This is a genomic window from Rhodopseudomonas infernalis (assembly GCF_022271405.1).
Lineage (GTDB): Bacteria > Pseudomonadota > Alphaproteobacteria > Rhizobiales > Xanthobacteraceae > Rhodopseudomonas > Rhodopseudomonas infernalis.
In genome coordinates, this window is the sequence record NZ_JAJNAL010000006.1 from 121,466 (window position 1) to 146,519 (window position 25,054).

The following is a 25,054-nucleotide window of genomic DNA, read 5'->3' on the forward strand; positions in this document are numbered from 1 at the left end:
TTCGACCCATGACCCAGCGTTCCACCGCGGCCGATTTCGTCCAAGGCTTCGCCACTGGCTGGCCGGAGAACCAGCCCGAGGTGATGATCCTGTCGCTGACCACGCAGAAGGGCGTGCAGGACTTCGCGCTGACCAAGGAGCAGGCACTGCTGGTGGCCAAGACCATCAAGCGTACTGCGACGCAGCTCGCCGCGCCGAAGCAGCGGGCCTGAGCCGCGCGCGCACCCGACCGATCAGGCCGGGCGCACGTTGTCTGCGCCGAGCAGCGGCGTCAGTTCCAGACGCCGCTGCGTCGATCCTCGACGCGCTTGGCCTTGTGGGTGGCGCGGGGCAGCGTGTCGGGCTTCAGCACCGAGACCGCGGCCGAGACGCCGGTGACAGCCTTGAGCTTGCGGCCGAACCGGTCGGCCAGATGCTCGGGCGCGCCGTTGTAGCCGTGGATGTGCTCGACCTCGACGGTGAGGCTGTCGAGGTGGTTGATGCGGTCGACCACCAGCCGGTACTCGCCGGTCAGCTCGTGGTCCTGCCGCGCCACCGCCTCGACGTCGCTCGGGAACAGGTTGACTCCCTTGATGATCAGCATGTCGTCACGGCGGCCGTGGACGCCATTGAGGCGGATCGCGGTGCGGCCGCAGCGGCACGGCTCGGGATTGAAGCTGACGATGTCGCCGGTGCGGAAGCGGATCATCGGCCGCGCCGTCTTCTGCAGCGTGGTCAGCACCATCTCGCCGCGGTCGCCGGGCTTCACCGGCTCGCCGCTATCGGGGTCGATCACCTCGACCAGGATGTGATCCTCGGCCCAGTGCAGCCCGTCCTTGTGCTCGCACATGCCGGCGCACGAGCCGAAGATATCCGACAGCCCGTAGTAATCGTAGACCGAGGCGCCCCAGAGCTGCTCGATGCGGTCGCGCGTCTCCGGGATCGAGCCGCCGGGCTCGCCGGCGACAAAAATGCGGCGGACGGCGAGGTCCTTGCGCAGATCGTAGCCTTCCTTGATGGCGGTCTCGCCGAGGTACCAGGCATAGGACGGCGTGGTCCAGATCACCGTGGCCTGGAACTGCTTGAGGATCTGCAGCAGCCGGTCGGACGGCAGCGTGCCGGCGTGGATCGTCAGCGCGCCGAGCTTCTGCGCGCCGAGCACGCAGGGGCCGCCGATGAATAGCGAGAAGTTGAGCGAATGCACGTAACGATCGGACGGCCGCATCCCGGACGACCAGAACTGCCGCGCTTCGTAGTCGATCCAGCCGTCGAAATCGGCTTGCGTAAACGGCGAGGCGGTCGGCACGCCGGTCGAGCCGGAGGAGGCGGAGATGTAGACGATGTCGCGCTCCGGCACGGCGACAAGATCGCCGAACGGCGGCAACGCAAGCTGACGGTCGCGCAGGGTGCGCTTGTCGATCATCGGGAAGCGGCGGATGTCATCGAGCGATTTGATCTGGCCCGGCGTCACCTTGGCGGCGTCGAACGCGGCCCGATAGGCCGGCGAGCCCGCATAGGCGTGGGCGACGTGGGTTTGCAGCAGCGACAGTTTCAACGCGTCCCAGTCGGCGCGCGACTGGGTTTCGAGCTTGGCGTCCCAATAGGGACGATCGTCGGCGGAATGAGTCATATATTTGTCCTGAACGCAGACCGGCCGCGCAGCGGCGGCCGGTCGTCACGATGTGGCGAGGGAGCTGTTACCAGGTCGTCAGAATGCTGCCGTTGAAGCGCTTGTCGGTGAATTCCTTCACCTCCGGCGAGCGATAGATCTCGACGAATTTCTTCAGCGTCGGATTGTCCTTGTTCTTGGCCCGCACCGCGAACACCAGATTCCAGTTGGTGTCGGCGCCTTCCAGCAGCAGCGCGGACTTGGGATCGAGCCCGGCGCTCAGCGCGTAGTTGAGGTTGACGGCCGAGATGTCGAGGTCGTTCAGCGAGCGCGGCAGCTGTGCGGCGTCGAGTTCGATGAATTTCAGCTTCTTGGGGTTCTCGGCGATGTCCGCCGGCGTCGCCTTGATGCCGATGCCCGGCTTCAGCTTGATAAGCCCGGCCTTCTCGAACAATTGCAGCGCGCGTGCACCGTTCGACGGATCGTTCGGGATCGCGGCGGTGGCGCCGTCCTTGATCTCGGCGATGCTCTTGACCTTGTTCGAGTAGATCCCGATCGGCACGATGATGCTCTTGGCGATCGACACGATGTCGTAGCCGCGCTGCGCCACCTGGTTGTCGAGATAGGGCTGGTGCTGGAAATTGTTGATGTCGAGATCGTCCTGCGCCAGCGCCGCGTTGGGCACCGTGTAGTCTGTGAACTCGGTGATCTTCAGCTCGATGCCCTGCTTGGCGGCGAGATCGCCGGCATAGCGCAGGATCTCCGCATAGGGGCCGGCGGTGGTGCCGATGCGGACCACTTCGCTGCCCCAGGCGGGCGAGAGGGCCGACAGCGCGGCGAGCGCGGCGGCGGCGAAACCAAACTTCCGTGTCATGTGATGCGAACCTTCGAGTGGTGACCAGCGCGGTGGTCAAGGTGGACGGAAACTACAAGCCGCTGCAGCCAGCGGCCATTTTGAATTCGGCCCTGAAACAAGGCTGATGTTTTCCCGGCGATGCCGCCGGGAGATTTTCGTTTTGCGAGGGTGAGAGATCGCTCGGAACCGGCGGCCGCCGCCAACGAGGCGGAGGCGGCCGCGTGGTTCAGCGCCGAAGCGCGGTGCCGGGCCTATTGCAGCCGCGGGCGTGCTTCTTTCGCGCAGCGCGTCGCCGCCTTCTGGGCCGCGACCAAAGAGCCGAATTCCTGGCGCTCCAGGCTGTTGAAGTCGCGATGCGAAGCGAAGAAGCAGTAGTTGCGGCCTTCCCGGACGACGATGCCGGCGGTGCGCGAGTAGACTTCGATGACGTATGCGTCGGACATGAGTTCTCAACTGGCGAAGCCAGTGCCTCCTGAAGATCGGTGATGTTCGATGTGCTGGTGAGCGCCGAGATCAGTCGAGCGCGCGAGGACAGCAACAACAACACCGCGACGAGGAGGTGATCAGTCCGGGGGCGATGCGATGAGATGAAAGGGCCGTCGAGACGATGGCTTTCATGAGTCGTTCTCCAAGTAACAAGGAGCCCACGACCATGTCGTGGCGCTTTAGCGATTAAACCCGCGGCGCAAGCTGCTCCGTCAAATCCCGCGATCCGACCCGAAACCGGATCGAACGAGGCAAACTCTGCCAGACGCGCACGGCAAGTCAACGCGGCCCGAAAAATAAGGTCGATATCCCTCGGCCGCGCGCCGGGATGAAACTTCGCGTGCGAGGCGGAATGGCTGATGAGGAAAATGTGCTGCTGCGCAAGTACGAACGCGTCGCATCAGAACACGACTCGACTGGCGCATGGCGTTTCGCGCGGAACGGGCAGGTGGGTGGTCAGGCGTTTTTGAGGGGCACCGTCGCAGGGCCAGTCAATTGCTCCAGCGATACAGCAGCGCAATCCCGAGTGCGATCGCTAGCCAGATCGCGCCGTGCTTGAGCCAGTTCGTCGACGTCCCGCGTCGGAACAATCCGCGGCCGATGAACAACGCCAGCGCCATCAGCACCGCGGTTCGAACCACGAGGTCGGTCTCGAACAGATTGCCCGAATAGACCCCGTCATTGACGACCGCCGCCACACCCGCGACGACCAGAATGGCTAAAAGAGCCCAAAGCATGCGCACCCTCCTCAGGGCATCCCAGACGGAGGAGATGGCAAGCGCGGGCCCCGAAAGCCATGCGTCAGAACGAAGCTTGCGCGACCGCCAAGCCGGCTTGGCGTGACCCGCAACGAAGCGATCCGTCAGCAGAGCCGACCCTCGGCGGATCCATTGGTGCCGGACATGGATTTCATGGTGAGCGCGGAGGGACTCGAACCCTCGACCCCATGATTAAAAGTCACGTGCTCTACCGGCTGAGCTACGCGCTCACGTGGGGCGCTGTGTAGGGGGCGCGCGCGCGCGGGTCAATAGGCCGGGAGCGGCGTCGGTTCCGTGTTTGGTCCCGATTGGCTCGTTTGCACAGGGATTTGCGGGGGGATGCTCATCCGGCTCCGCAGCGGCGAAAATGCGCGGCGGGAGCGTTGTGGAGCAGGCTCGCGACCCTCACGCCGCGTCCGTGTGGATCTCCTGGGTGACCTTCTGCCGCGCCGGGATGGCGGGGGGCAGCGGGACCGGGCGCAGGCCGATCAGTTCGGCGGTGCGGATGCGGGTGTCGGTCCACCACTGGAACGCGTTGATTCGCGAATTCTCCAGGATCGCAATCGCTACCGCGGCCAGGAACGGCAGGCTCTGCAGCACCAGGACGCCGGCGAATATGTAGATTTCGGTGATCTGGCGGAAGCTGTTGGACGCCACCAGCACGCCAGCGCCGATCAGCAGCAGCACGCCGATCACCGCCTCCCAGAACGCCTGGAATTCGACCGACATCATCGTCAGGCCGCCCTTGGAGGTGCGGTTGAAGGCGAGGTGCTCGGTGATCAGGCCCTGGGCGACGGCGCGGCACACCGTCCACTGCACCGACATTGCGGCGATCATCGCGCCCAGCATCTGCCAGACGTTGATCTTCACCCGCAGCCTGTACAGCGTCAGGAAGTGCGCCAGCGTGACGATGAACGACGCGATGATCGGCAGCGTCAGGATCCGGTCCGGAATAGCGATATCGGCGAAGGCGACGATCGGCACCCAGATCAGATTGAGGATCGCCACCACGACGCCGAGGCTCTCAGCGCCGAGCCAATTCAACCAGCCGAGGCCGAACTCACGCTTCTGGTCCTGCGACAGACGGCTGTTGCCGGGCAGGAAGCGCCGCCAGTGCTTCTTGATGATCTGGAAGCCGCCATAGGCCCAGCGATGCCGCTGCTTCTTGAACGCCTCGTAGGTGTCCGGCAGCAGGCCGAATCCGTAGCGCGTGTTGGTGTAGTGGGTCAGCCAGCCGTGCTCCATGATCTCGAGGCCGAGATCGCTGTCCTCGCAGATCGTGTCGCTGGACCAGCCGCCGGCCATGTCCATCGCGGCGCGGCGGATCAGGCACATCGTGCCGTGCACGATGATGCCGTTGTATTCGTTGCGCTGGACCATGCCGATGTCGAAGAACCCGGCATATTCACCGTTCATGATGTAGTGCATCAGCGAGCGATCGCCGTCGCGATGCTCCTGCGGCGCCTGCACCAGGCCGACGCGGGGATCGTCGAAGGCGGGGACGAGGTCCTTCAGCCAGTCCGGGGTGACCACGTAGTCGGCGTCGATGATGCCGATGATCTCGGCGTCGACCGCGGTGCGCTCCATCGCAATCCGCAGCGCGCCGGCCTTGAAGCCCTTGACCTTCTCGGCGTTGATGAACTTGAAGCGTTCGCCGAGTTCGCGGCAATGGTCCTGAATCGGCTGGGTGAAAGCCGGGTCGGGGGTGTTGTTGATGATCACCACGACTTCGAAATTCGGGTAGTCGAGCCGCGCCAGCGCATCCAGCGTCTGCTTCAGCATCTCCGGCGGTTCGAAATAGGCCGGGACGTGGATGGAGACTTTGGGAACCTGCGCCGTGCCGTCATCCTTCACTTTGGCCTGCTGTGCATCGGTCAGCGCGCGGGTGATCAGCCGACGCGGCTTGCGGCCGAACGCGACTGCGGCGATTTCCTCGATTCGGGCCAGCGCGATGATCACCAGCGGCGTCAGCAGGATCATGCCGAGCGTTAGCGCGAATGCCGAGCCGAATACGAAATAATGCCCGGCCCAATAGGAGAACACGGTCGCGGCCCAGGCGCCGACGCCATGCGCGGAAGCGGACAGAAGCGCGGTTTGCATCACGGTCGGGGCGGCGAGCTGCAGGATCGGCAGCGACAGCAGGATGCCGACCAGAAGCGCGATGCCGGCGAGCTTCCAGTAGGCCGGATCGAGCACCGGGCCGGTCCAGGCGAATTTCGGCTGACGCGAGGCGTTGAGGATGCCCCAATACGGACCGACGCCGCCCTCGAAGTATTTCCAGGGCTGATCGATCGCTTCGACGATGTTGTATTCCATCCCGATCGCTTCGGCGCGGCTGACGAAATTACGCAGCGTCACCGCCTGTTCGAACGGGCCGGGCACAGCGGCCTTGAGGTTGTAGCCGGAGCTCGGCCAGCCGAATTCGGCGATCACGATGCGCTTGCCCGGGAAGGCATCGCGCAGCTTCTGATAGATGATCAGCGCCTGATCGACCGCCTGCTTGTCGGAGAAGCCTTCCCAATAGGGCAGGATGTGCGCGGCGATGAAGTCCACCGAGGAGGCGAGTTCAGGGTTCTCGAGCCAGATGTTCCAGATCTCACCGGTGGTAACCGGGACGTTGACTTGGCTCTTCACCCGCTGGATCAGCTTGATCAGGTCTTCGACCTTCTGGTCGGCGCGGTAGATGGTTTCGTTGCCGACGACAATGCCGTTGACGTTGCTGTTGCGCTTGGCGAGTTCGACCGCCGCCTGCATTTCGCGTTCGTTGCGGTCGTTGAACTTATCGATCCAGGCGCCGACCGTGACCTTGAGGCCGACCTCGTTGGCGATCGGCGGCACCAGTTCGACACCGCCGGTCGACGAATACAGACGTATCGCGCGCGTCAGCGGCGACAGCGTCTTGAGGTCGGAGCGAATCCGCTCGGCGGTGGGGATGTTGTCGACGTCCGGATGCGCCGAGCCGTCGAACGGCGCGTACGACACGCTCGGCAGGATGCCTGAGAAGTCGGGGGCTTGTTGTTTGTCTCGGAGGAGCCCCCAGAGACCGGCGTGAGCGGCAGTGACGAACAGCAGAACGGCGACGACGGCGCGCATCGCAACTAAACCATACGGGGCCCTGATGGCTGGTCAACGGACCCGTCCCCGAGGTCCGACCAAGGCGGTAGCAATTCAAGCATCAAGCTCGGCCCCGTCAGCGATCAAATCATACGACGCCGTGGCGATTTGAGGGCGGTTTGCAACCCAAACCGCGAAGATTTGCAGACGTTCCTCGGACGCGCCGGCTTATTTAGCCGGCGCGGGAGCAGGTGCTGTCGTGGGCGCTGGCGCCGGTGTGGCCGGAGCGGGCGCAGGCGTTGCAGGTTGCTGCTGCGGGGCGCCGGCCGGCTTGCCGGACGGCGCAGCGGGCGCCGCGGTGGCAGCGGCGGGCTGCGGCTGGGCGCTCGGATTGATCCAGCAGGCATGGACGCGGCCGCTCAGGCCTTCCGGCACCTTCGGGTCGATCGGGCCGGAGCGAACGAGGCAGCGGAACGCCGCCTGAATGTGGCCGGTCGGGCAGCCGAAGCGATCGTAGAGATCGAGATGACGGAAGGCGGTGTCGAGATCGTCGCGCCACATCAGCACCACGACGCGGCGGCCGAGCCAGACGCATTCCGGGTTTCCGGCGGGGCCGTTGATCGCCTGCGCGGCTTCGACGAATTCGTCGGTCTTGCGCTGGCTTTCCTTGAGGGCATCGGCGGGGGCCTGCGCCGGCTGATTGGCATTCGCCGGCTGCTTGGCGTTCTGATCCTGGGCGCGTAGATCGCCGCTCTGGGCGATCGCACCGCCGATCCCGATCAGCAGGGCAAGTCCGGTCGCGGCCAGGCCACGCAACAGCGCGTTCTGGAACTCAAGGAATACTCGTCGCATAGCGTCCCCGATCTGGTTGGCCGGGCCATGGCGGCGTCGGTCCCCATCCATCCGATGCCACCTTAAGTCGTCGCCATTGCGGCGTGACCCTGCACGATTCCCATGACGGACATTTCGGGATTTGTCCAGCAATGACAATTGATCGGATCGGAGATGGCGACGAATTCATGTAGCTTAATGCGCGTTCATTCCGGCAGCGCGCGAGTCGCATATTATCGTGCGTCCTCTTATGGTCTTGGCAGATCGGCTGCGAGCGGGTAATCGACGGTCCTTCTGGAGGACGGAACCCATTTCTCTTCGCACGCCATTGGCGCTTCTCCCGATATCTCTTGGCATCATCTTCGGCGTCTGGTGGTGGATCGCCACGCCGGTCACGCTGTCACGCGCTCCGATCGACCCGAGCGCCAAGCTCGAATGCGTCTCGTACGCGCCGTTCCGCGGCGCCCAGACGCCGCTCGATCCGACCACACGCATCCCGGCCGAGCAGATCGAGCAGGACATGGTCCAGCTCGCAAAAATCTCGAAATGCGTGCGGACTTATTCGATCGACAATGGTCTCGAGCAACTGCCGGCGATCGCCGGCAGGGTCGGTTTGAAAGTCATTCAAGGCATCTGGCTCGGCAACGAGCGTGCCAAGAACCTGGCGCAGATTGCCGTCGCGGTCGGACTCGCCAAGGACTATCCGGACGTGATCACCGCGCTGGTGGTCGGCAACGAGGTGCTGCTGCGCGGTGAATTGACCGTCGGCGACCTCGCCGCGACGATCCGGCTGGTGAAGTCGCAGGTGAAGACGCCGGTGACTTACGCCGACGTCTGGGAGTACTGGCTGCGCAATCGCGAGATCTACGACGCGGTCGACTTTGTCACGATCCACATCCTGCCTTATTGGGAAGATCTCCCGATTCGCGCCCGCAACGCCGCTGCCCATGTTGACCAGATCCGCAAGCGCGTCGGCGTGGCGTTCCCGGGCAAGGAGATCCTGATCGGCGAAACCGGCTGGCCGAGCGCCGGGCGGATGCGCGAAGGCGCGCTGCCGTCGCGTGCCAACCAGGCGCGGGTGGTATCGGAGATCCTGCAACTCGCCAAGATCGAGAACTTCCGCGTCAATCTGATCGAAGCCTACGACCAGCCGTGGAAACGCGACCTCGAGGGCACCGTTGGCGGCTATTGGGGGCTGATCGATGCCGACAATCGCCAGCTGAAATATCCGGCCGGCGTGCCGATCAGCAACTTCCCGCAATGGAAGCTTTCGATGGCGGCCGGCATGGGGCTGAGCCTTCTGGTGTTCGCCACCGCGATGCTGTCGCTTCGCCGCAAGCCGTGGGCGCCGCGGCTGGTGTCGTGGCTGGCAGTCGGTGCGTCGGCGACGGCGGCTGGCGTGCTGTTCGGCATCGCGGTCGACAAGATGCTGGTGGAAAGCTACGGCTGGGGCCGTTGGCTGCAGTGGGGGCTGCTCTTGGCCAGCGGCGTGCTGACGCCGATCCTGGCCGCCTACGCGCTGATGGTGGGGCGGCCGGCACCGACCTTCCTGGAGATGTTCGGTCCGCGCGAAATGCGAGACCGCTCGTTCCTGACCTATGCGCTCGGGCTGTCGCTGGCGGTGACGGTGCTGATCGGCGCCCAGACCGCGCTCGGCTTCACCTTCGATCCGCGGTACCGCGATTTCCCGTTCGCGTCGCTGACCATGGCGGTGCTGCCGTTGTTTCTGCTGATGCTGCTGAATCGGCCGTCGCATGGCGTCCGGCCGATCGCCGAGGCGGCGTTCGCCGGCATCTTCGGGATCTGCGCGGTCTACACCGGGTTCAACGAAGGGCCGAAGAACTGGCAGTCAATGTGGACCTGCGCGGTCTATGTGATGCTTGCGCTCACGCTGTGGCAGGCGCGGGCCGCGCAAACCCCAAAATAAGCAGCCCGATAGCGATCCCCGACAGGCCGATATTGTAGAGCACGATGCCGAAGCCGGCGGCCACCAGGCCGGCGGTGAGCAGCACGATCGACGGCCGAATGAAGTGCAGGACGGCGATCACCACCGCCGCAATTCCGAACACGGAATTGCGGAACAGGTAGGTTATCAGCAGCCGCGTGTTGCACAGCATCGACTGCTGGCCTGCATCGCAGGCGAGCGCGACGGTCGACAATTCGATCGCCAGATAGCGCAGATAAAGCGCGTAGCCGACCGTGACGAAACCGACCACCAGCAGCCATTGCACCTGATACGGGGAGAGACGGAAGGGTTCTTTCTTCATGGCGTGATTATGCGGCGGTTTGCAGCTGCGAACAACCCGTCAGGATGGGTGAGGCCCGGCCGGCGTTCAGCGGAGGCCGAGAAGCGACGACAGCGGGCCCGGCTTCGGCTGAGGTGGCGGGGACGGCACCTCGGCCGCGGCGGGTGCCTCGGCTGGAGCGGCCGTCAGCTTCGGCGGCCGCTTGCGCGAGTGACGTGGCGGCGCGGTCGAAGCCAGCGGCAGGCGCTGACCGTCGAACAAAGTCGTCTCGCAGCTCCGATCGGCAGAGCCGAGCGTGGCGCACAGCCTCGCTGCCGCCGCAGCGTTATCGAGAGGTCCGGCCACCAACCGAAGCTGCCCGCCAGCGGCGTTCTCCTTGACCATGATGATCGGCCGTAGCTCGTTCAGTTCCTTGTGCGCCTTAGCCACCCGGCGCCACAGAGCGCGTAGACCGTCGACCGAATTGGCCCCGCCGAGTTCGACGCCGAATGAAGTACGCGGAACGGCCACCGGTTTTTCGTCCGGCGCATCGGGCTCCGGCTCGGCGTCCTGAGCCGCAGGTGCGGCAGTGGCCGCCGGCACGCTCAGCTTGCTGGCGCCTGCATCGGGCGGTGCCAGCATCGAGCGCGACGCCATCAGCGGCTGGGTGCGCGGCGGCATCGACGCGATGGCGCCGAGACCAGGCTTTTCAGCCCCCTTTGGCTCCAGCTTGGACTCGGTCGGGTCCGATAGCGGAGCCGCTGCGACCGCCTGCGGCGCGGCGGCGGGCGGCTGGGCCGCGCTTGGCGTCGACGACTCCGCCGATGCGCCGAGTGGCGTAGCTTCGGCGGCACGCTTGGCGGGAGCGGGAACTGAAGCGGGGGCGTAGCCTGCGGCTTGCGGCGCCGACGCTTTGGACATGACGTTCGCCACCGACGGTGGGGCTTCCTTGATGGGGATTTCCGGCAGCGACGCGGCAATCGCTTTATCACTGGCGGCTTGCGATTTCGGTGAGGCCTGCACCTTTGCGATCGAGCCCGTCACCGAATCGAGGTTTTGTTCAAGAGAACCCAGCCTCGTATAGAGCCGGTCACGGTCGGCATTGAGCGTCTCGATCGCCGCGGCCAGCCGCGTGGCTTCGCTCTGGCTGTCCCTGGCGAGGCGCTGGAGCTGCTGCGACTGCCGCGCCAGATCGGCGGCGGCGACCTGATCGCGGCGGCGCTCGAGCGAGCTCTGACTGGCCAGGATCGCAATCACCAGCGCGCCGAGCGAGCCGACCGCCCACGACGCCAGCCGCCATTTAGTGCGGCCGTCGAATTCCTCGTCGTCCGCCAGCATACGTGCCAGCCAGCCACCGTGCTCATCGGTGGCGAAGCTGTCCTCCAGATCGTCGCTGTTCCTCGCCATCCGAACGCCTAAAAGCCCCTGTCGCCCGAACGAATCAGGCCTCCAACATTATCAGGGAAATGTCCGGGCGCTGTCGCCGAGGAGTCACTTTGGCGGCGTCAAAGCCGTTTCCCCTTCAGCACAAAACCCATTATGAGGGCAGCAAATCGAGCTGACGGGATTTGATATGACCACGAGATCCAGCCTGACGATCGTCCTTGCGGCCGGCGAGGGCACGCGGATGCGATCGTCGCTGCCGAAGGTGCTGCATCCGGTGGCGGGCCGCCCGCTGCTGGCGCATGTGCTGGCCGCAGCGCCACAGGGCGCCGGCGACCGGATCGCCGTGGTGATCGGACCCGACCATCAGGCGGTCGCCGACGAGGTCAAACGCGTTCGCCCCGATGCCGAGATATTCGTGCAGCGCGAACGGCTCGGTACCGCACATGCGGTGCTGGCCGCGAAGGATGCCATTGCCAAGGGCGCCGACGATCTCTTGATTGCGTTCGGCGATACGCCGCTGATTTCCGCCGCGACCTTCGCGCGGCTGCGCGCGCCGCTCAGCCAGGGCGCGTCGCTGGTGGTGCTCGGCTTCCGCGCGGCCGACCCGACAGGTTATGGCCGGCTGGTCGTGGAGGGCGACCAACTGGCGGCGATCCGCGAGCAGGCCGACGCCAGCGCCGAGGAGCTGACCATCAAGCTGTGCAACGCCGGCGTGATGGCGGTCGACGGCAAGATCGCGCTCGATGTGCTCGGCCAGGTCGGCAATGCCAACAAGAAGGGCGAGTACTACCTGACCGACGCGGTCGGGCTCGTGCGTGCGCGCCATCTGACCGCCAGTGTGATCGAGACCGACGAGGACGAAGTCCGCGGCATCAACACCAAGGCGCAGCTCGCCGAAGCCGAGGCGGTGATGCAGAACCGGCTGCGTCAGGCGGCGATGACCGCCGGCGTCACGCTGATCTCGCCGGAGACGATTCATCTGGCGGCCGATACGACCTTCGGCCGCGACGTCACCATCGAGCCGTTCGTGGTGATCGGCCCCGGCGTTTCGATCGGCGACGGCGCGATGGTGCACTCGTTCTCGCATATCGTCGAGACGTCGCTTGGCAGCAAGACGTCGGTCGGCCCCTATGCCCGGCTGCGGCCGGGGACCTCGCTCGGGGATGGTGCCAAGATCGGCAACTTCGTCGAGACCAAGGCGGCGCAGATCGACGCCGGCGCCAAGGTCAATCATTTGACCTATATCGGCGACGCGCATATCGGCGCGGGCGCCAATATCGGCGCCGGCACCATCACCTGCAATTACGACGGCTTCAACAAGCACAAGACCGAAATCGGCGCCGGCGCTTTCGTCGGCTCCAACTCGTCGCTGGTGGCGCCGGTCAAAATCGGCGCGGGCGCCTATATCGGTTCCGGCTCGGTGATCACCAAGCCTGTGCCGGATGATGCGCTCGCAGTCGAGCGCAACGTGCAGTCGATGCGCGAAGGCTGGGCCAAGCGTTTCCGCGAAGCCAAGGCGCGAGCCAAGAAGCCGAAGCCGGAGTGACGATGCGGGCTGGTTAACGCTGTGATGCTTAACCCTGTCGCAATCGGCAATAATTATTGACTACCTTCGGTTTCGTCGAACTCGCTAGATAGCAGCAGGGCCGGACCCGCCGGCCGTCGGGAGAACTTCAACCGCATGTGCGGCATCATCGGCATTCTCGGACGCGGACCTGTTGCTGGGCAGCTGGTCGATTCACTCAAGCGCTTGGAGTATCGCGGCTACGATTCCGCCGGCGTCGCCACGCTGGAGGGCGAGCAGCTCGAACGCCGCCGCGCCGAAGGCAAGCTGAAGAATCTCGAGGCAAGGCTGGCGCGCGAACCGTTGTCGGGCCATTCCGGCATCGGCCATACCCGTTGGGCGACCCACGGCAAGCCGAACGAGACCAACGCGCATCCGCACGCCGCCGACGGCGTCGCCGTCGTGCATAACGGCATCATCGAGAACTTCCGCGAGCTGCGGAACGAGTTGCAGGCCGAAGGCGCCCAATTCGCCAGCGAGACTGACACGGAGGTCGTCGCACATCTGGTCAACAGCTACATCCGCAAGGGCGCATCGCCGGTCGACGCGGTGAAGGCGGCGCTGCCACGGCTGCGCGGCGCGTTTGCGTTGGCGTTCCTGTTCAAGGGCCACAACGACCTGATGATCGGCGCCCGCAAGGGCTCGCCGCTGGCGATCGGCTATGGCGATGGCGAGATGTATCTCGGCTCCGACGCCATCGCGCTGGCGCCGCTGACCGACGACATCAGCTATCTGGACGACGACGACTGGGTGGTGCTGACCCGCAAGGGCGCCGAGGTCCGCGACGCCAAGGGCGATGTCGTCCAGCGCGGCGTGATGAAGTCCGGTGCGTCGTCCTTCGTGGTCGACAAGGCCAACTATCGCCACTTCATGGCGAAAGAGATTCACGAGCAGCCGGAAGTCGTCGGCCACACGCTGGCGCGCTATCTCGATATGGGCAACGAGTGCGTGTCGCTGCCGACCAAGCTGCCGTTCGACTTCAAGGACATCCAGCGGATCTCGATCACCGCCTGCGGCACCGCGAACTACGCCGGCTATATCGGCAAGTACTGGTTCGAGCGGTTCGCGCGGCTGCCGGTCGAGATCGATATTGCATCCGAGTTTCGCTATCGCGAGGCGCCGCTGCGCAAGGGCGATCTGGCGATCTTCATCTCGCAATCGGGCGAGACCGCCGACACGCTCGCCGCGCTGCGTTACGCGAAGGAGCAGGGGCTGCACACGCTGTCGGTCGTCAACGTGCCGACCTCGACGATCGCCCGCGACAGCGAAACGGTGATGCCGACTTTGGCCGGCCCCGAGATCGGCGTCGCCTCGACCAAGGCCTTCACCTGCCAGCTCACCGTGCTCGCTGCGCTAGCCGTGGCTGCCGGGCGGGCGCGCGGCGAATTGTCCGAACTGGACGAGGCCAAGCTGGTTCGTGGCCTGATCGAGCTGCCGCGACTGATGGCCGCGGCGCTTGCCACCGAGCATCAGGTCGAGAAGCTGGCGCGCGACATCGCCAAGTCGCAGGACGTACTCTATCTCGGCCGCGGCACGTCCTATCCGCTGGCGCTGGAAGGCGCGCTGAAGCTCAAGGAAATCTCCTATATTCACGCCGAGGGCTATGCCGCCGGCGAGCTCAAGCACGGCCCGATCGCGCTGATCGACGAGAAGATGCCGGTGGTGGTGATCGCGCCCTACGACCGGGTGTTCGAAAAGACGGTGTCGAACATGCAGGAAGTCGCCGCCCGCGGCGGCCGCATCATCCTGATCACCGACGCCAAGGGCGCCGAGGAGGCGACGGTCGAATCGCTGGTGACGATCGTGCTGCCTGATATGGCGGCAGCGTTCACGCCGCTGGTGTATGCGATCCCAGTGCAACTGCTCGCGTACCATACGGCCGTCGTGATGGGCACGGACGTCGACCAGCCGCGCAATCTGGCGAAGTCGGTGACGGTCGAATAGGCGCCGCCGGAAATCTGTTCCAAGCGGCTGTTGGCGGGACGGTTCGAACCGCCTATATCTCGTTGCATCGGCGCGGGCCTCGCGGCTTGACCGATGGCGCAAGGAAGCCTGTCCATACCCTTCTGTCGCATAGACGACGGCAGCGGATCGCGTGGAAAAAGGCCTCCGAACCTGGTTGTGAGGTGTGGTTCCAATGCCATTGGACTTCAAACTGCACTAGATTGGCCGCGCGCAGGCGCTTCGCCGCGAATTTGAATGTTGCCGACCTGGACGCCGCATGAACGATACGCCCAATCTGCCCCCCGGTGAGACCGTCCAGGATCCGCCGCGCGGATTCATGGGACGAATCCGAAATTACTTTCTGACCGGCCTGATCGTTGCCGGCCCGGTCGCGATCACCTTCTATCTGACATGGTGGTTCGTGAACTGGGTGGACGGCTTCGTCCGTCCGTTCGTGCCGATGGATTACCGGCCCGAAACCTATCTGCCGTTCGCCGTTCCCGGCTCGGGTCTGGTGGTCGCGTTCGTCGCGCTGACGTTGCTGGGCTTCCTCACGGCCAACCTGATCGGTCGGTCGCTGGTGGATCTCGGCGAGCGACTGCTCGGCCGGATGCCGGTGGTGCGGGCGATCTATCGCGGCCTCAAGCAGGTGTTCGAGACGCTGTTCTCAGGCAACGGCAACAGCCTGCGCAAGGTCGGCCTGGTCGAGTTTCCGTCGCCGGGAATGTGGTCGATCGTGCTGATCTCGCTGCCGCCCAATCCGGAGGTCGCGACCAAGATTCCGAGCCAGGACGAGCACATCTCCGTGTTTCTGCCGTGCGCACCAAACCCGACCACCGGCTTCTTCTTTTACGTGCCGCGCAGCAAGGTCATCCCGATCGACCTCAGCGCCGAAGAAGCCGCGACGCTGATCATGTCGGCCGGTGTGGTGCAGCCCGGCTCCGACCCGCAGAAGAAGATCGCCGCACTCGCCGCGACCGCGCTGGCCGCCAAGAAGGCCACTGGCGAGCCGGAATCCGCGTTCGCGCGGCGCAAGATCAAGGCGGCCGACAAGGTCGATTAGGTCGGCGTGTCGGACCGGTTGGCGTGTGCATCCTAATCGTCAATTGAAATTGTAGGGTGGGCAAAGGCGCTCTTGCGCCGTGCCCACGCGCGGCGCTTCGGCGTGGGCACGGCGCGCCTTCGGCAGACCTTTGCCCACCCTACGGCGTCGAACGTTGCGGTGAAGACGAGGTGATTATCACGCGGTGTTTCTACCCCGCACCCAGCAGCGGGATCGCTTCGTCGCGTTCGTACAGATACAGCAGGCAGCGCAGTGCTTCGCCTTGCGGGCCGCCCAGCTTCGGATTGTCCTTCAGGATGCGCAGCGCTTCGTCGCGCGCCTGGGTGATCAGCTGGCCGTGAACCTCCGAGCGCGCGATGCGGTAGCCGGGCAGGCCGCTCTGCCGTGTGCCGAGCACGTCGCCTTCGCCGCGCAGCTTCAGATCTTCCTCGGCGATGCGAAAGCCGTCGGTGGTCTCGCGGATCACCCGCAGCCGCGCCGCCGACATCTCGCCGAGCGGCTCCTTGTAGAGCAGCAGGCAGGTCGATGCCTCGCTGCCGCGGCCGATGCGGCCGCGGAGCTGATGGAGTTGCGCCAGCCCGAAACGCTCGGCGTTCTCGATCACCATGATGCTGGCTTCCGGCACATCGACGCCGACTTCAACGACGGTGGTGGCGACCAGTACGCTGATTTCGCCGCTGGCGAACTGCGCCATCACGCTGTCTTTCTCGGTGCCCTTCATCCGGCCGTGCACGAGGCCGACCTGATGGTCGCCGAAGCGCTGCCGCAGCGACTCGTAGCGCTGCTCGGCGTCGGTGAGTTTGACGTTCTCGGATTCCTCCACCAGCGGGCAGATCCAGTAAACGCGTTTGCCCGAGGCGATCGCGCGGCCGATGCCGTCGATCACTTCGGGCAGACGCTGCTCCGACAGGGCGCGGGTATCGATCGGCTGCCGGCCGGCCGGCTTCTCGCGCAGCTCCGAGACGTCCATGTCGCCGAAATAAGTCAGCACCAGCGTGCGCGGGATCGGCGTCGCCGACAACACCAGCACGTCGACGTCCGCGCCCTTGCTGGTCAGCGCCAGCCGCTCGCGGACGCCGAAACGGTGCTGCTCGTCGACCACCGCCAGCGCCAGCGATTTGTAGATAACATCGTCCTGGATCAACGCGTGGGTGCCGACCAGGAAGTCGATCTCGCCGCTTTCCAGCCGCGCCAGAATCTCGCGGCGCTCCTTGCCCTTCTCGCGGCCGGTCAGAATCGCGACCTGCATGCCGGCGCGCTCGGCCAGCGGAGCGATGGTCTTGATGTGCTGGCGGGCGAGGATTTCGGTCGGCGCCATCAGCGCCGTCTGCTTGCCGGCCTCGGCGACCGCGGCCGCGGCGAGCAACGCCACCACGGTCTTGCCGGAGCCGACGTCGCCCTGAAGCAGCCGCAGCATCCGCACCGGCTGCTGCAGATCCTCGGCGATTGCCGCGGCGGCGTCGCGCTGCGAATTTGTCAGCGCATAGGGCAGCGCGTCGATGATCTTGTGGCGCAACCTGCCGTCGCCTGCATTGCGGGCGCCGGCGGGACGGCGGAGCTGCGCGCGGACCAGCGCCAACGCCAACTGGCCGGCGAGCAGCTCATCATAGGCGAGGCGCGACCAGAACGGGCCCGCCGGCAGGATGTCGGTCGGGTCATTCGGGATATGGACGCGCTGCAGCGCCTCGGCGAACGGCGGAAAGCTGCAGCGGCGCAGCACCTCGGGGCTGATCCATTCCGGCATCGCCGGCAGCTTGGTCAGCGCCTGCGCCACCGCGCGGCGCAGGGATCCGATCGCCAGCCCTTCGGTGAGCGGATACACCGGGTCGATCTTCGGCAACTTGGCGAAGCCGTCCTCGTCGACGACGCGGTCCGGATGCACGATCTGCAGCGTGCCGTCATAGAGCTGGCCGGTGCCGGAGACGTAGCGTTTTTCACCGACCGGCAGCAGCTTCTCGATGTACTCCGCCTTCGCACGGAAGAACGCCAGGATGACGTCGCCGGTGTCGTCGCTGGCATAGACCAGATACGGCGCACGCGAGCGGCCGGGCGGCGGCGGGCGGTGGCGGTCGACCGTCACCTCGAGCGTCACCACGGTGCCGGGCTGGGCGTCGCGAATCGTCGGCCGCGAGCGGCGGTCGATGACGCTGACCGGCAGATGCAGCAGCAGGTCGGCCAGCCGCGGGGTGTCGTCGCGGTCCAGCAGATAGCGGAACAGTTTGTCCTGCTTCGGTCCGACCCCGGTGAGGGTGGTGACCGCTGCGAACAGGGGATTGAGCAGAGCGGGGCGCATCGAACCGGTTCGGGTGAACGGAGGTTTGCAGCAGGCTTGAATGCATTTCGCGCGGATTGCAATGCGTTGCGGCGGGCTGACAGCCGTCCCGGCGACCGCTATATCGATCCCGCCCGGCACGTCCGGGCTTTCGTCGTTGACCGAGGGTTTCCCCAATGACCGGCACCACACGATCGAGCGGCGGGCTCGATGAGCGTCGCAAGCGGCTTCTGTTCCGCTGCTGGCACCGCGGCACCCGCGAGATGGACCTGATTCTCGGCCAGTTCGCCGATGCCGAGATCGGGACCCTGACCGATACCGAGCTGGACGAGCTCGAAGGGCTGATCGAGCTGAACGATCACGACCTCTATGCGGCCGTCGCCGGCGGCGACACGCTGCCCGCCGAGTTCAAGGGCGGGCTGTTCGAGCGGGTCCGGACCTACGGCCACCAGGGCGGCGCGGCATGAAGACCCCGGCGCGGTCGCCCGCGGAATTGCTCGCGCCCGGCAAGGCGCTGACTTTTGCCAATGTCGCCGAGGGCGCCGAGGGGCTGATCGTCTCCGATCTCGCCCGCGCGGTCGCGGCGCGGCCGAAGCCGCCGGCAGTCAGCCTGATGGTGATCTGCCGCGACGGCCCGCGGATGCAGCAGCTCGCCCGAAGCCTGGAATTCTTCGCGCCGGACGTTGGCGTGATGCAGTTTCCGGCCTGGGACTGCCAGCCCTACGACCGCGTCTCGCCGCATGCCGGCATTCTGGCGCAGCGCGTCACCACGCTGGCGAAGCTGTCGCGCCTGACCGGCAGCGACAAGCCGCTGATCGTGCTGACCACCGTCAACGCCGCCGTGCAGCGCGTGCCGGTGCGCGAGATCATCGCCGCGCAGGCGCTGTCGGTCGCGCCGGGCAACATCGTGCCGATGGATTCGATCGTCGCCTGGCTCGAGCACAACGGCTACAGCCGCGCCTCGACGGTGCGCGAGGCCGGCGAATACGCGGTGCGCGGCGGCATTCTCGATCTGTTTCCGGCCGGCCTCGACCAGCCGGTGCGGTTCGACTTCTTCGGCGATCAGCTCGAATCGATCCGCACCTTCGACGCCGAGACCCAGCGCACGCTGCACACGATGCGCGGCCTGGACCTCGTCCCGGTGTCGGAATTCCAGCTCGTCACCGAAACGATCCGCCGTTTCCGCATGGGCTACGTCGCCGCCTTCGGCGCGCCCAACCCCGCCGACCAGCTTTACACTGCCGTGAGCGAAGGCCGCCGCCATCCCGGCATGGAGCACTGGCTGCCGCTCTTCCAGGAGCGGATGGACACGCTGTTCGATTATCTCGGCGGCACGCCTGTGGCGATCGAGCCGCAGAGCGAGGACGCGGCGCGTGAGCGCTTCAAGCAGATCGCCGATTACTTCGACGCGCGGCGCGAGGCGATGGATCACCCGGGCTCCGGCGCGATCTACAAGCCGCTGCCGCCGGATCAGCTCTATCTGACCGAAAAGGAATGGGGCGAGCGGCTGGAGGGCCGGCCGCTGGCGCGGCTGACGCCGTTCGACGTGCCGACCGAAGGCGGCGCGGTGATCGACGCCGGCGCGCGGGCTGGGCGCAGCTTCGCGCCGGAGCGCGCAGACGCCAATATCAACGTGTTCGAGAAGCTGGTCGCCCACGTGCAAAGCCTCCAGGCGGTGCGCAAGAAGGTGGTGATCGCGCTGTGGAGCGAAGGCTCGCGCGACCGCATGGCCAGCATGTTGAAGGATCACAAGCTGGTGAATCTCACCAGCGTCAATTCCTGGCGCACCGTGCAGGCGACGCCGCGCAACGAAGCAATGCTGGCGGTGGTCGGCCTCGAATCCGGCTTCGAGACCGACGCTTTCGCGGTGATCACCGAGCAGGACGTGCTCGGCGATCGGCTGGTCCGGCAACGCAAGGCCAGCAAGAAGCTCGACAACTTCATTTCCGAAGTCACCAGCCTGTCGGCCGGCGACATCGTCGTGCATGTCGAACACGGCATCGGCCGTTTCATCGGGCTGCAGACGCTGGAGGTCGGCGGCGCGCCGCACGACTGCGTCGAGCTGCACTACGCCAACGACACCAAGCTGTTTCTGCCGGTCGAGAACATCGAACTACTTTCGCGCTACGGCTCGGACGGCACGAATGTCGAACTCGACAAGCTCGGCGGTTCGGGCTGGCAGGCGCGCAAGGCCAAGCTGAAGAAGCGAATCCGCGAGATCGCCGGCGAGCTGATCAAGATCGCGGCCGAGCGGCATCTGCGCCAGGCGCCGAAGCTCGCTGTCACGCCGCATCTCTACGACGAATTCTGCGCGCGCTTTCCCTATGACGAAACCGAGGATCAGCTCGCCGCGATCAACGCCGCGCTGGGCGATCTCGAAAAGGGCGCGCCGATGGACCGCCTGGTCTGCGGCGACGTCGGCTTCGGCAAGACCGAGGTGGCGCTGCGCGCCGCCTTCGCGGTCGCGCTCGACGGCAAGCAGGTCGCCGTCGTGGTGCCGACCACGTTGCTGGCGCGGCAGCACGCCAAGACCTTCAGCGAGCGCTTCCGCGGCTTCCCGGTCCATGTCGGCCAAGCCTCGCGGCTGGTGTCGCCGAAGGAGCTGACGCAGGTCAAGAAGGGCATCGCCGACGGCACGCTCGACATCGTCGTTGGCACCCACGCGCTGCTCGGCAAGTCGATCAAGTTCAAGGATCTCGGCCTCGTCATCGTCGACGAGGAGCAGCATTTCGGCGTCACCCACAAGGAGAAGCTGAAGCAGCTGCGCGCCGAGGTCCATGTGCTGACGCTGAGCGCGACGCCGATCCCGCGTACGCTGCAGCTCGCCATGACCGGCGTGCGGGACCTGTCGATCATCGCGTCGCCGCCGGTCGATCGGCTTGCGGTACGCACCTTCGTGGCGCCGCACGATCCGTTGATGATCCGCGAAGCGCTGCTACGCGAGCGCTATCGCGGCGGCCAGGCGTTCTATGTCGTGCCGCGGATCGACGACCTCGCCGAGGTCAAGGACTTCCTCGACAAGCACGTGCCGGAAATGAAGGTCGCGGTCGCGCATGGCCAGATGCCGCCGACGGTGATCGAGGACATCATGTCGGCGTTCTACGAGGGCAAGTTCGACATCCTGCTGTCGACCACCATCGTCGAATCCGGTCTCGACATTCCCAACGCCAACACGCTGATCGTGCACCGCGCCGATATGTTCGGTCTGGCGCAGCTGTATCAGCTCCGCGGCCGCGTCGGCCGCTCCAAGCTGCGCGCCTATGCGCTGTTCACGCTGCCGCAGCACGGCATCACCGCGCAGGCGGAACGCCGGCTCAAGGTGCTGCAGTCGCTGGAGACGCTCGGCGCCGGCTTCCAGCTGGCCTCGCACGATCTCGACATCCGCGGCGCCGGCAATCTGCTCGGCGAGGAGCAATCCGGCCACATCAAGGAAGTCGGCTTCGAGTTGTATCAGCAGATGCTCGAGGAGGCGATCACCAACCTCAAGGCCGGCATCGTCGACGAGCCTGTTTCCGACCGTTGGTCGCCGCAGATCACCATCGGCATGCCGGTGCTGATCCCCGAGGAGTTCGTGCCGGATCTGGCGGTGCGGCTGTCGCTGTATCGCCGACTGGCGGATCTCGACTCCGACGAGGAGATCGCGAATTTCGGCGCCGAGCTACGCGACCGCTTCGGCCCGCCGCCGGACGAGGTCCGCTATCTGTTCCAGGTCGCTGCCATCAAGGCGTATTGCCGCCACGCCAATGTCGAGAAGGTCGACGCCGGCCCCAAGGGCGTCGTGATCACCTTCCGCGACAATTCCTTCGCGCATCCGGACAAGCTGGTGTTCTTCATCAAGCGCCACGGCGAGGCCGCCAAGGTGCGGCCCGACATGAAAGTGGTGTTCTTCCAGGTCTGGAAGACCCCGGAGGAGCGGCTTGCCGGGACGACCAACATTATGAAGCAGCTGGCGGAGTTGGCTGGGACGAAGAAGGCGGCGTAGGGACGTAGTTGGCTCACTGACGCCTCAACCTCCCCCCGTCATTGCGAGGAGCACTCGGATCGGCGCTTCGCGCCGTCCGAGCAGGCTCCGCGACGAAGCAATCCAGCTCCGTCCACGGCGCTTTTGGATTGCTTCGCTTCGCTCGCAATGACGGGGAAAGGGCTGTGAGAAAATAGCGGTCGCCTACGACGCCGCGCGGCGGGTGTCGAGTTTGGTCAGGCGGGACAGGATGGCGCGGGCGGAGTCGTCGGGCTGCAGCGTCGCAAGGGAGACGTCGGGGTCGATGCGGGTCTCGCGACGTGCGGAATGCGAGGTCTGCTTCATCACCGCCATCAGCCGCCTAGCGATGGTCTGCGCGCCGCGCAGATCTGTTTCGGCGAACACCACGAGAATGCTGCCGTCGTCCTGCAGCGTGCCGAAGTCCATCTTGCGCATCAGGCGGCTGACGATGCGGGCGGTGTCGAAGCGCGAGCGCGGGTCCGCCCGGTGCAGCACGAATTTCGCCACCGACAGGCCGTCGCCGCGCGATTGCGCGTGATACACCGCGGCGGCGAAATCGCGTTCGAACGCGGCGGGCGTGAGCAGACCGGTGCGCGGTTCGAGCAGACCGCCGGCGTCGAGCGACCGCAACACGCGGCCGAGCTGGGCCTCGAATGCGTGCTGGCGGATCAGCGGCAGCGCTCGCGTGATGATGCGCGTCGGTTCGCCCTGTGCGAAATCGAGATTGGGCAGATCGATCGGCCGCTCCGGCGGCGGCGCGGTGACGACGATCGGCAGATTGCGAAACCGCGCGTCCTCGGACAGCACGGTGAGAAACGCATCGACCACGCGGGGGCTGAAGCCTTCGGCCAAAATGATGCCGTCGAGTTCGCGTGCGTTGAGATGCTTTGCGGCGGCCTCGATCGACAGCGCGCCGACCACGCCGACGCGCTCGCCGAGCGCGACCGATAGCGCCGGGTAGGCGGCGCCGCGGCCGATCAGCAGCACGGTCGCGTCCTGCGCCGGGTCGTGAGCCTGGGTGGGCGTGACGCCGCCGTCTTCGATCAGCCGGCGCAGCGTCGTAGCGTGCAGGGTGCGGACCCGTAGCGCCGCACGAAGCCGGGCGGTGAGGCGGGCGAGATCATCGCCGTCGAAGCCAATACCGTCGAACCCAATGGCGTTTTCAGGAAGATCACTGCGCGGCCCGAGCGCGATCAGCGGGACGTAGGGCTTAATGGTGGCGACCAGGCGAGCCAGCGTATGGAGCGTGGCATCATGCCCAGCGGTCGCGACAACGGCGGACGGCCGCAGCCGCGTTACCGCATCCACCGCGTCGTGCCAGCCGGCGATCGCCGAAGGTTCCAGCCGGGCCTCGGAAAGCGCCGCGAGCAGGGGCGAGCTGTCGTCATCGGAGATGACGAGAATGGGCGCGTGATACGACATCGACGAAAGCCGGTTCTCCGCAGTCACAGCGGTCGACCCTAGTTCTGCACTGTTAACGCAGCGTCAATGTGAACCCGCGGATTCTTCGGAGCGTGCGGGGCCATCCCGGAAGGCCTCGACCATCAATGGATTTAGCCCGAGTTCTGAAAGTGCTTCGCGAGCTCGTGGATTATCCTGGGCGCGGCCGGCGAGCCGGTATCCGCTCCAGCGATCCGGCAGCGCGGTCAGCAGGGCGCCTTGGCCGAGCCGCTTGGCCCATTCCTGGAGATCCTGAGCCAGGAATCGATAGCCGCCGACCGCCATGATGCCGGATGGCGGCGCGGTGATGCAGACGGCGCCGGTCGTGCGGTCGAGCCGTGCGGCGAAACCGGTGTCGACGAAGTCCGGAGCGGGCAGAGGCTTTGCCGCACCGTTCAATGGCGGCAGCGGCACGTAGGCCGCCAACGTCACCATGGGACCGCGTAGTCCCAGCGTGCCCTTCGCGGTGATCAGCACCTCGCCGGCGATGCTGCCGCCGGGCTGACCTCGCGGAGCGGTGTGTGGGCCAGGCATGATCGGCACCGCTGCGCCATCCGCGCCGCGTCGTGCGCCGAACAGGCCGGCCTCGCCAAACAGATAGACGTCGGTGAAGCCCGATGGTCCAGCGGTCCAGGCGGGGCTGGCCGCGACCTGCTCGGGCGCGCGCCACATCCCGATCACGTTCTGCAGCGTCGGCGCCCGAAACGGCAGCCCCGCATCGCCCAGCCGCAGAGCCAGCGGCGCCGGCGCGACCAGCGTGTCGCAGCCGAGTTCTTGGATATCAGATTCCAGCATCGCTTCGTCGAACGGATGATGCAACGCCAGCGTGCCGCCGCTGAGCAGCCAGGTCACCATCGAGGACGCGAGGCCGGCGAAGGATGACAAGGTTTGCGCCGACATCAGCATCGCGCCTTGCGGCAGGCGGGCTTCGAGGAACACTGCCAGACCGCCGGCGATCATGTGCAGATGTGTTCGCGGGATCGCCCGGACGCCATCCGGCGTGGTGTCAAAGGTGATGATCGCGGCGCGGCGTGCATCCTGCGCGGCTGGTTCGGTATCCGGCACCTCATCGGTCATCGCGACGTCGAGCGACGCCATGCCCTCGGGCAGATCGTCGCCGAACCCGCCGACATAGCGGATCGCGAACGCCTCGGCTGCGGCATTCATCGCCAGATCCGCATGGCTGACTCCGTCGATCCAGCGCGACGAGATGATCGCTCTGGCGCCGGTGCGGTTCAGCGCGGTGGTGATATCGGCCTGGCGCCACAGCTGCGGCAACAGCGCCACCACCAGTCCGGCGCGGTGGGCGGCGAGGATCGCCAGCGGAAATTCGATGGTGTTCGCCAGCTGCATCGCGATCACCGCATTGGCCGGCAGACCGGCCGCGGTGAAATGGGCGGCGAGCGCGGAGATCGCCCGGTCGGCCTGTGCGTAGGTGAGGCGGGCGGGTTGTTGGCCGGTGATGCGCTGCTTGTCGGCCGGGTCGATCAGCGCGATCGCATCGGGCTGCCGCGCCAGGGTGCGCCGAAACAAGCCGTCTAGAGTCGGTGAAGCGTTGGGCTGGCTCAATGGATCACCTCTGCTTGCATCACCTTGCTGCGTCAA

The 25,054-nt window shown here is 66.0% G+C and carries 18 protein-coding genes and 1 tRNA gene; 7 read left to right on the plus strand and 12 right to left on the minus strand.

Annotated elements, in window-relative coordinates:
* Positions 1 to 8 precede the first annotated feature (8 nt).
* Positions 9 to 212 carry a hypothetical protein gene (locus tag LPW26_RS06535; RefSeq protein WP_238733589.1) on the plus strand — a complete coding sequence of 68 codons (204 nt, stop codon included), beginning with the start codon at positions 9 to 11 and terminating at the stop codon, positions 210 to 212.
* A 59-nt stretch (positions 213 to 271) separates the two neighbouring features.
* Here the strand turns inward: LPW26_RS06535 and LPW26_RS06540 are convergent, their stop codons facing one another.
* From LPW26_RS06540 to LPW26_RS06570, 7 genes are all read right to left on the minus strand, one after another.
* On the minus strand, positions 272 to 1,609 hold the full coding sequence (locus LPW26_RS06540; protein WP_238733591.1) for a phenylacetate--CoA ligase family protein: 1,338 nt from the start codon (positions 1,607 to 1,609) through the stop codon (positions 272 to 274).
* A 67-nt stretch (positions 1,610 to 1,676) separates the two neighbouring features.
* Positions 1,677 to 2,462 carry a MetQ/NlpA family ABC transporter substrate-binding protein gene (locus LPW26_RS06545; RefSeq protein ID WP_238733592.1) on the minus strand — a complete coding sequence of 262 codons (786 nt, stop codon included), beginning with the start codon at positions 2,460 to 2,462 and terminating at the stop codon, positions 1,677 to 1,679.
* 233 nt (positions 2,463 to 2,695) lie between these two features.
* Positions 2,696 to 2,887, minus strand: a complete 192-nt coding sequence (locus LPW26_RS06550) for a hypothetical protein (protein ID WP_238733593.1) — start codon at positions 2,885 to 2,887, stop codon at positions 2,696 to 2,698.
* A gap of 534 nt (positions 2,888 to 3,421) precedes the next feature.
* Entirely contained in the window at positions 3,422 to 3,667 is a 246-nt protein-coding gene (locus LPW26_RS06555; protein WP_238733594.1) for a hypothetical protein, read from the minus strand.
* A 175-nt stretch (positions 3,668 to 3,842) separates the two neighbouring features.
* Positions 3,843 to 3,918 (minus strand) — tRNA-Lys (locus tag LPW26_RS06560).
* Between the two features lie 175 nt (positions 3,919 to 4,093).
* A complete protein-coding gene (locus LPW26_RS06565) occupies positions 4,094 to 6,781 on the minus strand; it encodes a glycosyltransferase (RefSeq protein WP_238733595.1) in 2,688 nt (895 codons plus the stop codon).
* A gap of 189 nt (positions 6,782 to 6,970) precedes the next feature.
* Positions 6,971 to 7,594, minus strand: a complete 624-nt coding sequence (locus tag LPW26_RS06570; protein ID WP_238733597.1) for a beta-1-3, beta-1-6-glucan biosynthesis protein — start codon at positions 7,592 to 7,594, stop codon at positions 6,971 to 6,973.
* A gap of 229 nt (positions 7,595 to 7,823) precedes the next feature.
* Here LPW26_RS06570 and LPW26_RS06575 point away from each other — a divergent pair, with 229 nt between their 5' ends.
* A complete protein-coding gene (locus LPW26_RS06575; protein WP_238733599.1) occupies positions 7,824 to 9,500 on the plus strand; it encodes a glycoside hydrolase family 17 protein in 1,677 nt (558 codons plus the stop codon).
* On the opposite strand, the gene LPW26_RS06580 is transcribed toward LPW26_RS06575, so the two are convergent.
* Both LPW26_RS06580 and LPW26_RS06585 read right to left on the minus strand, forming a co-directional pair.
* The gene (locus tag LPW26_RS06580) at positions 9,460 to 9,840 is read right to left on the minus strand and encodes a hypothetical protein (RefSeq protein ID WP_238733601.1); all 381 of its coding nucleotides are present in this window, start codon (positions 9,838 to 9,840) and stop codon (positions 9,460 to 9,462) included. The two genes, LPW26_RS06575 and LPW26_RS06580, sit on opposite strands and share 41 nt — an antisense overlap.
* A 66-nt stretch (positions 9,841 to 9,906) precedes the next feature.
* Positions 9,907 to 11,205 carry an SPOR domain-containing protein gene (locus LPW26_RS06585; protein ID WP_238733603.1) on the minus strand — a complete coding sequence of 433 codons (1,299 nt, stop codon included), beginning with the start codon at positions 11,203 to 11,205 and terminating at the stop codon, positions 9,907 to 9,909.
* Between the two features lie 166 nt (positions 11,206 to 11,371).
* On the opposite strand from LPW26_RS06585, the gene glmU reads away from it, so the two are divergent.
* The 3 genes from glmU to LPW26_RS06600 all read left to right on the plus strand — a co-directional run bounded on the left by glmU (position 11,372) and on the right by LPW26_RS06600 (position 15,755).
* Positions 11,372 to 12,730, plus strand: a complete 1,359-nt coding sequence (gene glmU, locus LPW26_RS06590; protein ID WP_238733607.1) for a bifunctional UDP-N-acetylglucosamine diphosphorylase/glucosamine-1-phosphate N-acetyltransferase GlmU — start codon at positions 11,372 to 11,374, stop codon at positions 12,728 to 12,730.
* 135 nt (positions 12,731 to 12,865) lie between these two features.
* Positions 12,866 to 14,692, plus strand: a complete 1,827-nt coding sequence (gene glmS / locus LPW26_RS06595) for a glutamine--fructose-6-phosphate transaminase (isomerizing) (protein WP_238733609.1) — start codon at positions 12,866 to 12,868, stop codon at positions 14,690 to 14,692.
* A 277-nt stretch (positions 14,693 to 14,969) separates the two neighbouring features.
* The gene (locus LPW26_RS06600) at positions 14,970 to 15,755 is read left to right on the plus strand and encodes a DUF502 domain-containing protein (RefSeq protein ID WP_238733611.1); all 786 of its coding nucleotides are present in this window, start codon (positions 14,970 to 14,972) and stop codon (positions 15,753 to 15,755) included.
* A gap of 190 nt (positions 15,756 to 15,945) precedes the next feature.
* Here the strand turns inward: LPW26_RS06600 and recG are convergent, their stop codons facing one another.
* Positions 15,946 to 18,048 (minus strand): ATP-dependent DNA helicase RecG, encoded by a 2,103-nt coding sequence (gene recG, locus LPW26_RS06605; protein ID WP_238733613.1) that lies wholly within the window; start codon positions 18,046 to 18,048, stop codon positions 15,946 to 15,948.
* A gap of 155 nt (positions 18,049 to 18,203) precedes the next feature.
* On the opposite strand from recG, the gene LPW26_RS06610 reads away from it, so the two are divergent.
* The gene (locus tag LPW26_RS06610) at positions 18,204 to 18,494 is read left to right on the plus strand and encodes an FAD assembly factor SdhE (RefSeq protein WP_238733615.1); all 291 of its coding nucleotides are present in this window, start codon (positions 18,204 to 18,206) and stop codon (positions 18,492 to 18,494) included.
* Entirely contained in the window at positions 18,491 to 22,009 is a 3,519-nt protein-coding gene (gene mfd, locus LPW26_RS06615; protein WP_238733619.1) for a transcription-repair coupling factor, read from the plus strand. The genes LPW26_RS06610 and mfd overlap by 4 nt, the downstream gene beginning before the upstream one ends.
* A 183-nt stretch (positions 22,010 to 22,192) precedes the next feature.
* On the opposite strand, the gene LPW26_RS06620 is transcribed toward mfd, so the two are convergent.
* Both LPW26_RS06620 and LPW26_RS06625 read right to left on the minus strand, forming a co-directional pair.
* The gene (locus tag LPW26_RS06620; RefSeq protein ID WP_238733621.1) at positions 22,193 to 23,431 is read right to left on the minus strand and encodes a GGDEF domain-containing protein; all 1,239 of its coding nucleotides are present in this window, start codon (positions 23,429 to 23,431) and stop codon (positions 22,193 to 22,195) included.
* Between the two features lie 63 nt (positions 23,432 to 23,494).
* Entirely contained in the window at positions 23,495 to 25,018 is a 1,524-nt protein-coding gene (locus LPW26_RS06625) for a class I adenylate-forming enzyme family protein (protein ID WP_238733623.1), read from the minus strand.
* Positions 25,019 to 25,054: the final 36 nt, after the last annotated feature.

What these genes read in the sequence shown, in the direction of transcription:
- LPW26_RS06580 (WP_238733601.1), bottom strand. Translation starts at nt 9,840, where the DNA reads ATGAAGAAAGAACCCTTCCGTCTCTCCCCGTATCAGGTGCAATGGCTG.
- LPW26_RS06585 (WP_238733603.1), bottom strand. Translation starts at nt 11,205, where the DNA reads ATGGCGAGGAACAGCGACGATCTGGAGGACAGCTTCGCCACCGATGAG.
- LPW26_RS06565 (WP_238733595.1), bottom strand. Translation starts at nt 6,781, where the DNA reads ATGCGCGCCGTCGTCGCCGTTCTGCTGTTCGTCACTGCCGCTCACGCC.
- LPW26_RS06610 (WP_238733615.1), top strand. Translation starts at nt 18,204, where the DNA reads ATGACCGGCACCACACGATCGAGCGGCGGGCTCGATGAGCGTCGCAAG.
- LPW26_RS06600 (WP_238733611.1), top strand. Translation starts at nt 14,970, where the DNA reads ATGAACGATACGCCCAATCTGCCCCCCGGTGAGACCGTCCAGGATCCG.
- LPW26_RS06545 (WP_238733592.1), bottom strand. Translation starts at nt 2,462, where the DNA reads ATGACACGGAAGTTTGGTTTCGCCGCCGCCGCGCTCGCCGCGCTGTCG.
- LPW26_RS06540 (WP_238733591.1), bottom strand. Translation starts at nt 1,609, where the DNA reads ATGACTCATTCCGCCGACGATCGTCCCTATTGGGACGCCAAGCTCGAA.
- LPW26_RS06620 (WP_238733621.1), bottom strand. Translation starts at nt 23,431, where the DNA reads ATGTCGTATCACGCGCCCATTCTCGTCATCTCCGATGACGACAGCTCG.
- mfd (WP_238733619.1), top strand. Translation starts at nt 18,491, where the DNA reads ATGAAGACCCCGGCGCGGTCGCCCGCGGAATTGCTCGCGCCCGGCAAG.
- LPW26_RS06575 (WP_238733599.1), top strand. Translation starts at nt 7,824, where the DNA reads ATGGTCTTGGCAGATCGGCTGCGAGCGGGTAATCGACGGTCCTTCTGG.
- LPW26_RS06570 (WP_238733597.1), bottom strand. Translation starts at nt 7,594, where the DNA reads ATGCGACGAGTATTCCTTGAGTTCCAGAACGCGCTGTTGCGTGGCCTG.
- LPW26_RS06555 (WP_238733594.1), bottom strand. Translation starts at nt 3,667, where the DNA reads ATGCTTTGGGCTCTTTTAGCCATTCTGGTCGTCGCGGGTGTGGCGGCG.
- LPW26_RS06550 (WP_238733593.1), bottom strand. Translation starts at nt 2,887, where the DNA reads ATGTCCGACGCATACGTCATCGAAGTCTACTCGCGCACCGCCGGCATC.
- glmU (WP_238733607.1), top strand. Translation starts at nt 11,372, where the DNA reads ATGACCACGAGATCCAGCCTGACGATCGTCCTTGCGGCCGGCGAGGGC.
- LPW26_RS06535 (WP_238733589.1), top strand. Translation starts at nt 9, where the DNA reads ATGACCCAGCGTTCCACCGCGGCCGATTTCGTCCAAGGCTTCGCCACT.
- glmS (WP_238733609.1), top strand. Translation starts at nt 12,866, where the DNA reads ATGTGCGGCATCATCGGCATTCTCGGACGCGGACCTGTTGCTGGGCAG.
- recG (WP_238733613.1), bottom strand. Translation starts at nt 18,048, where the DNA reads ATGCGCCCCGCTCTGCTCAATCCCCTGTTCGCAGCGGTCACCACCCTC.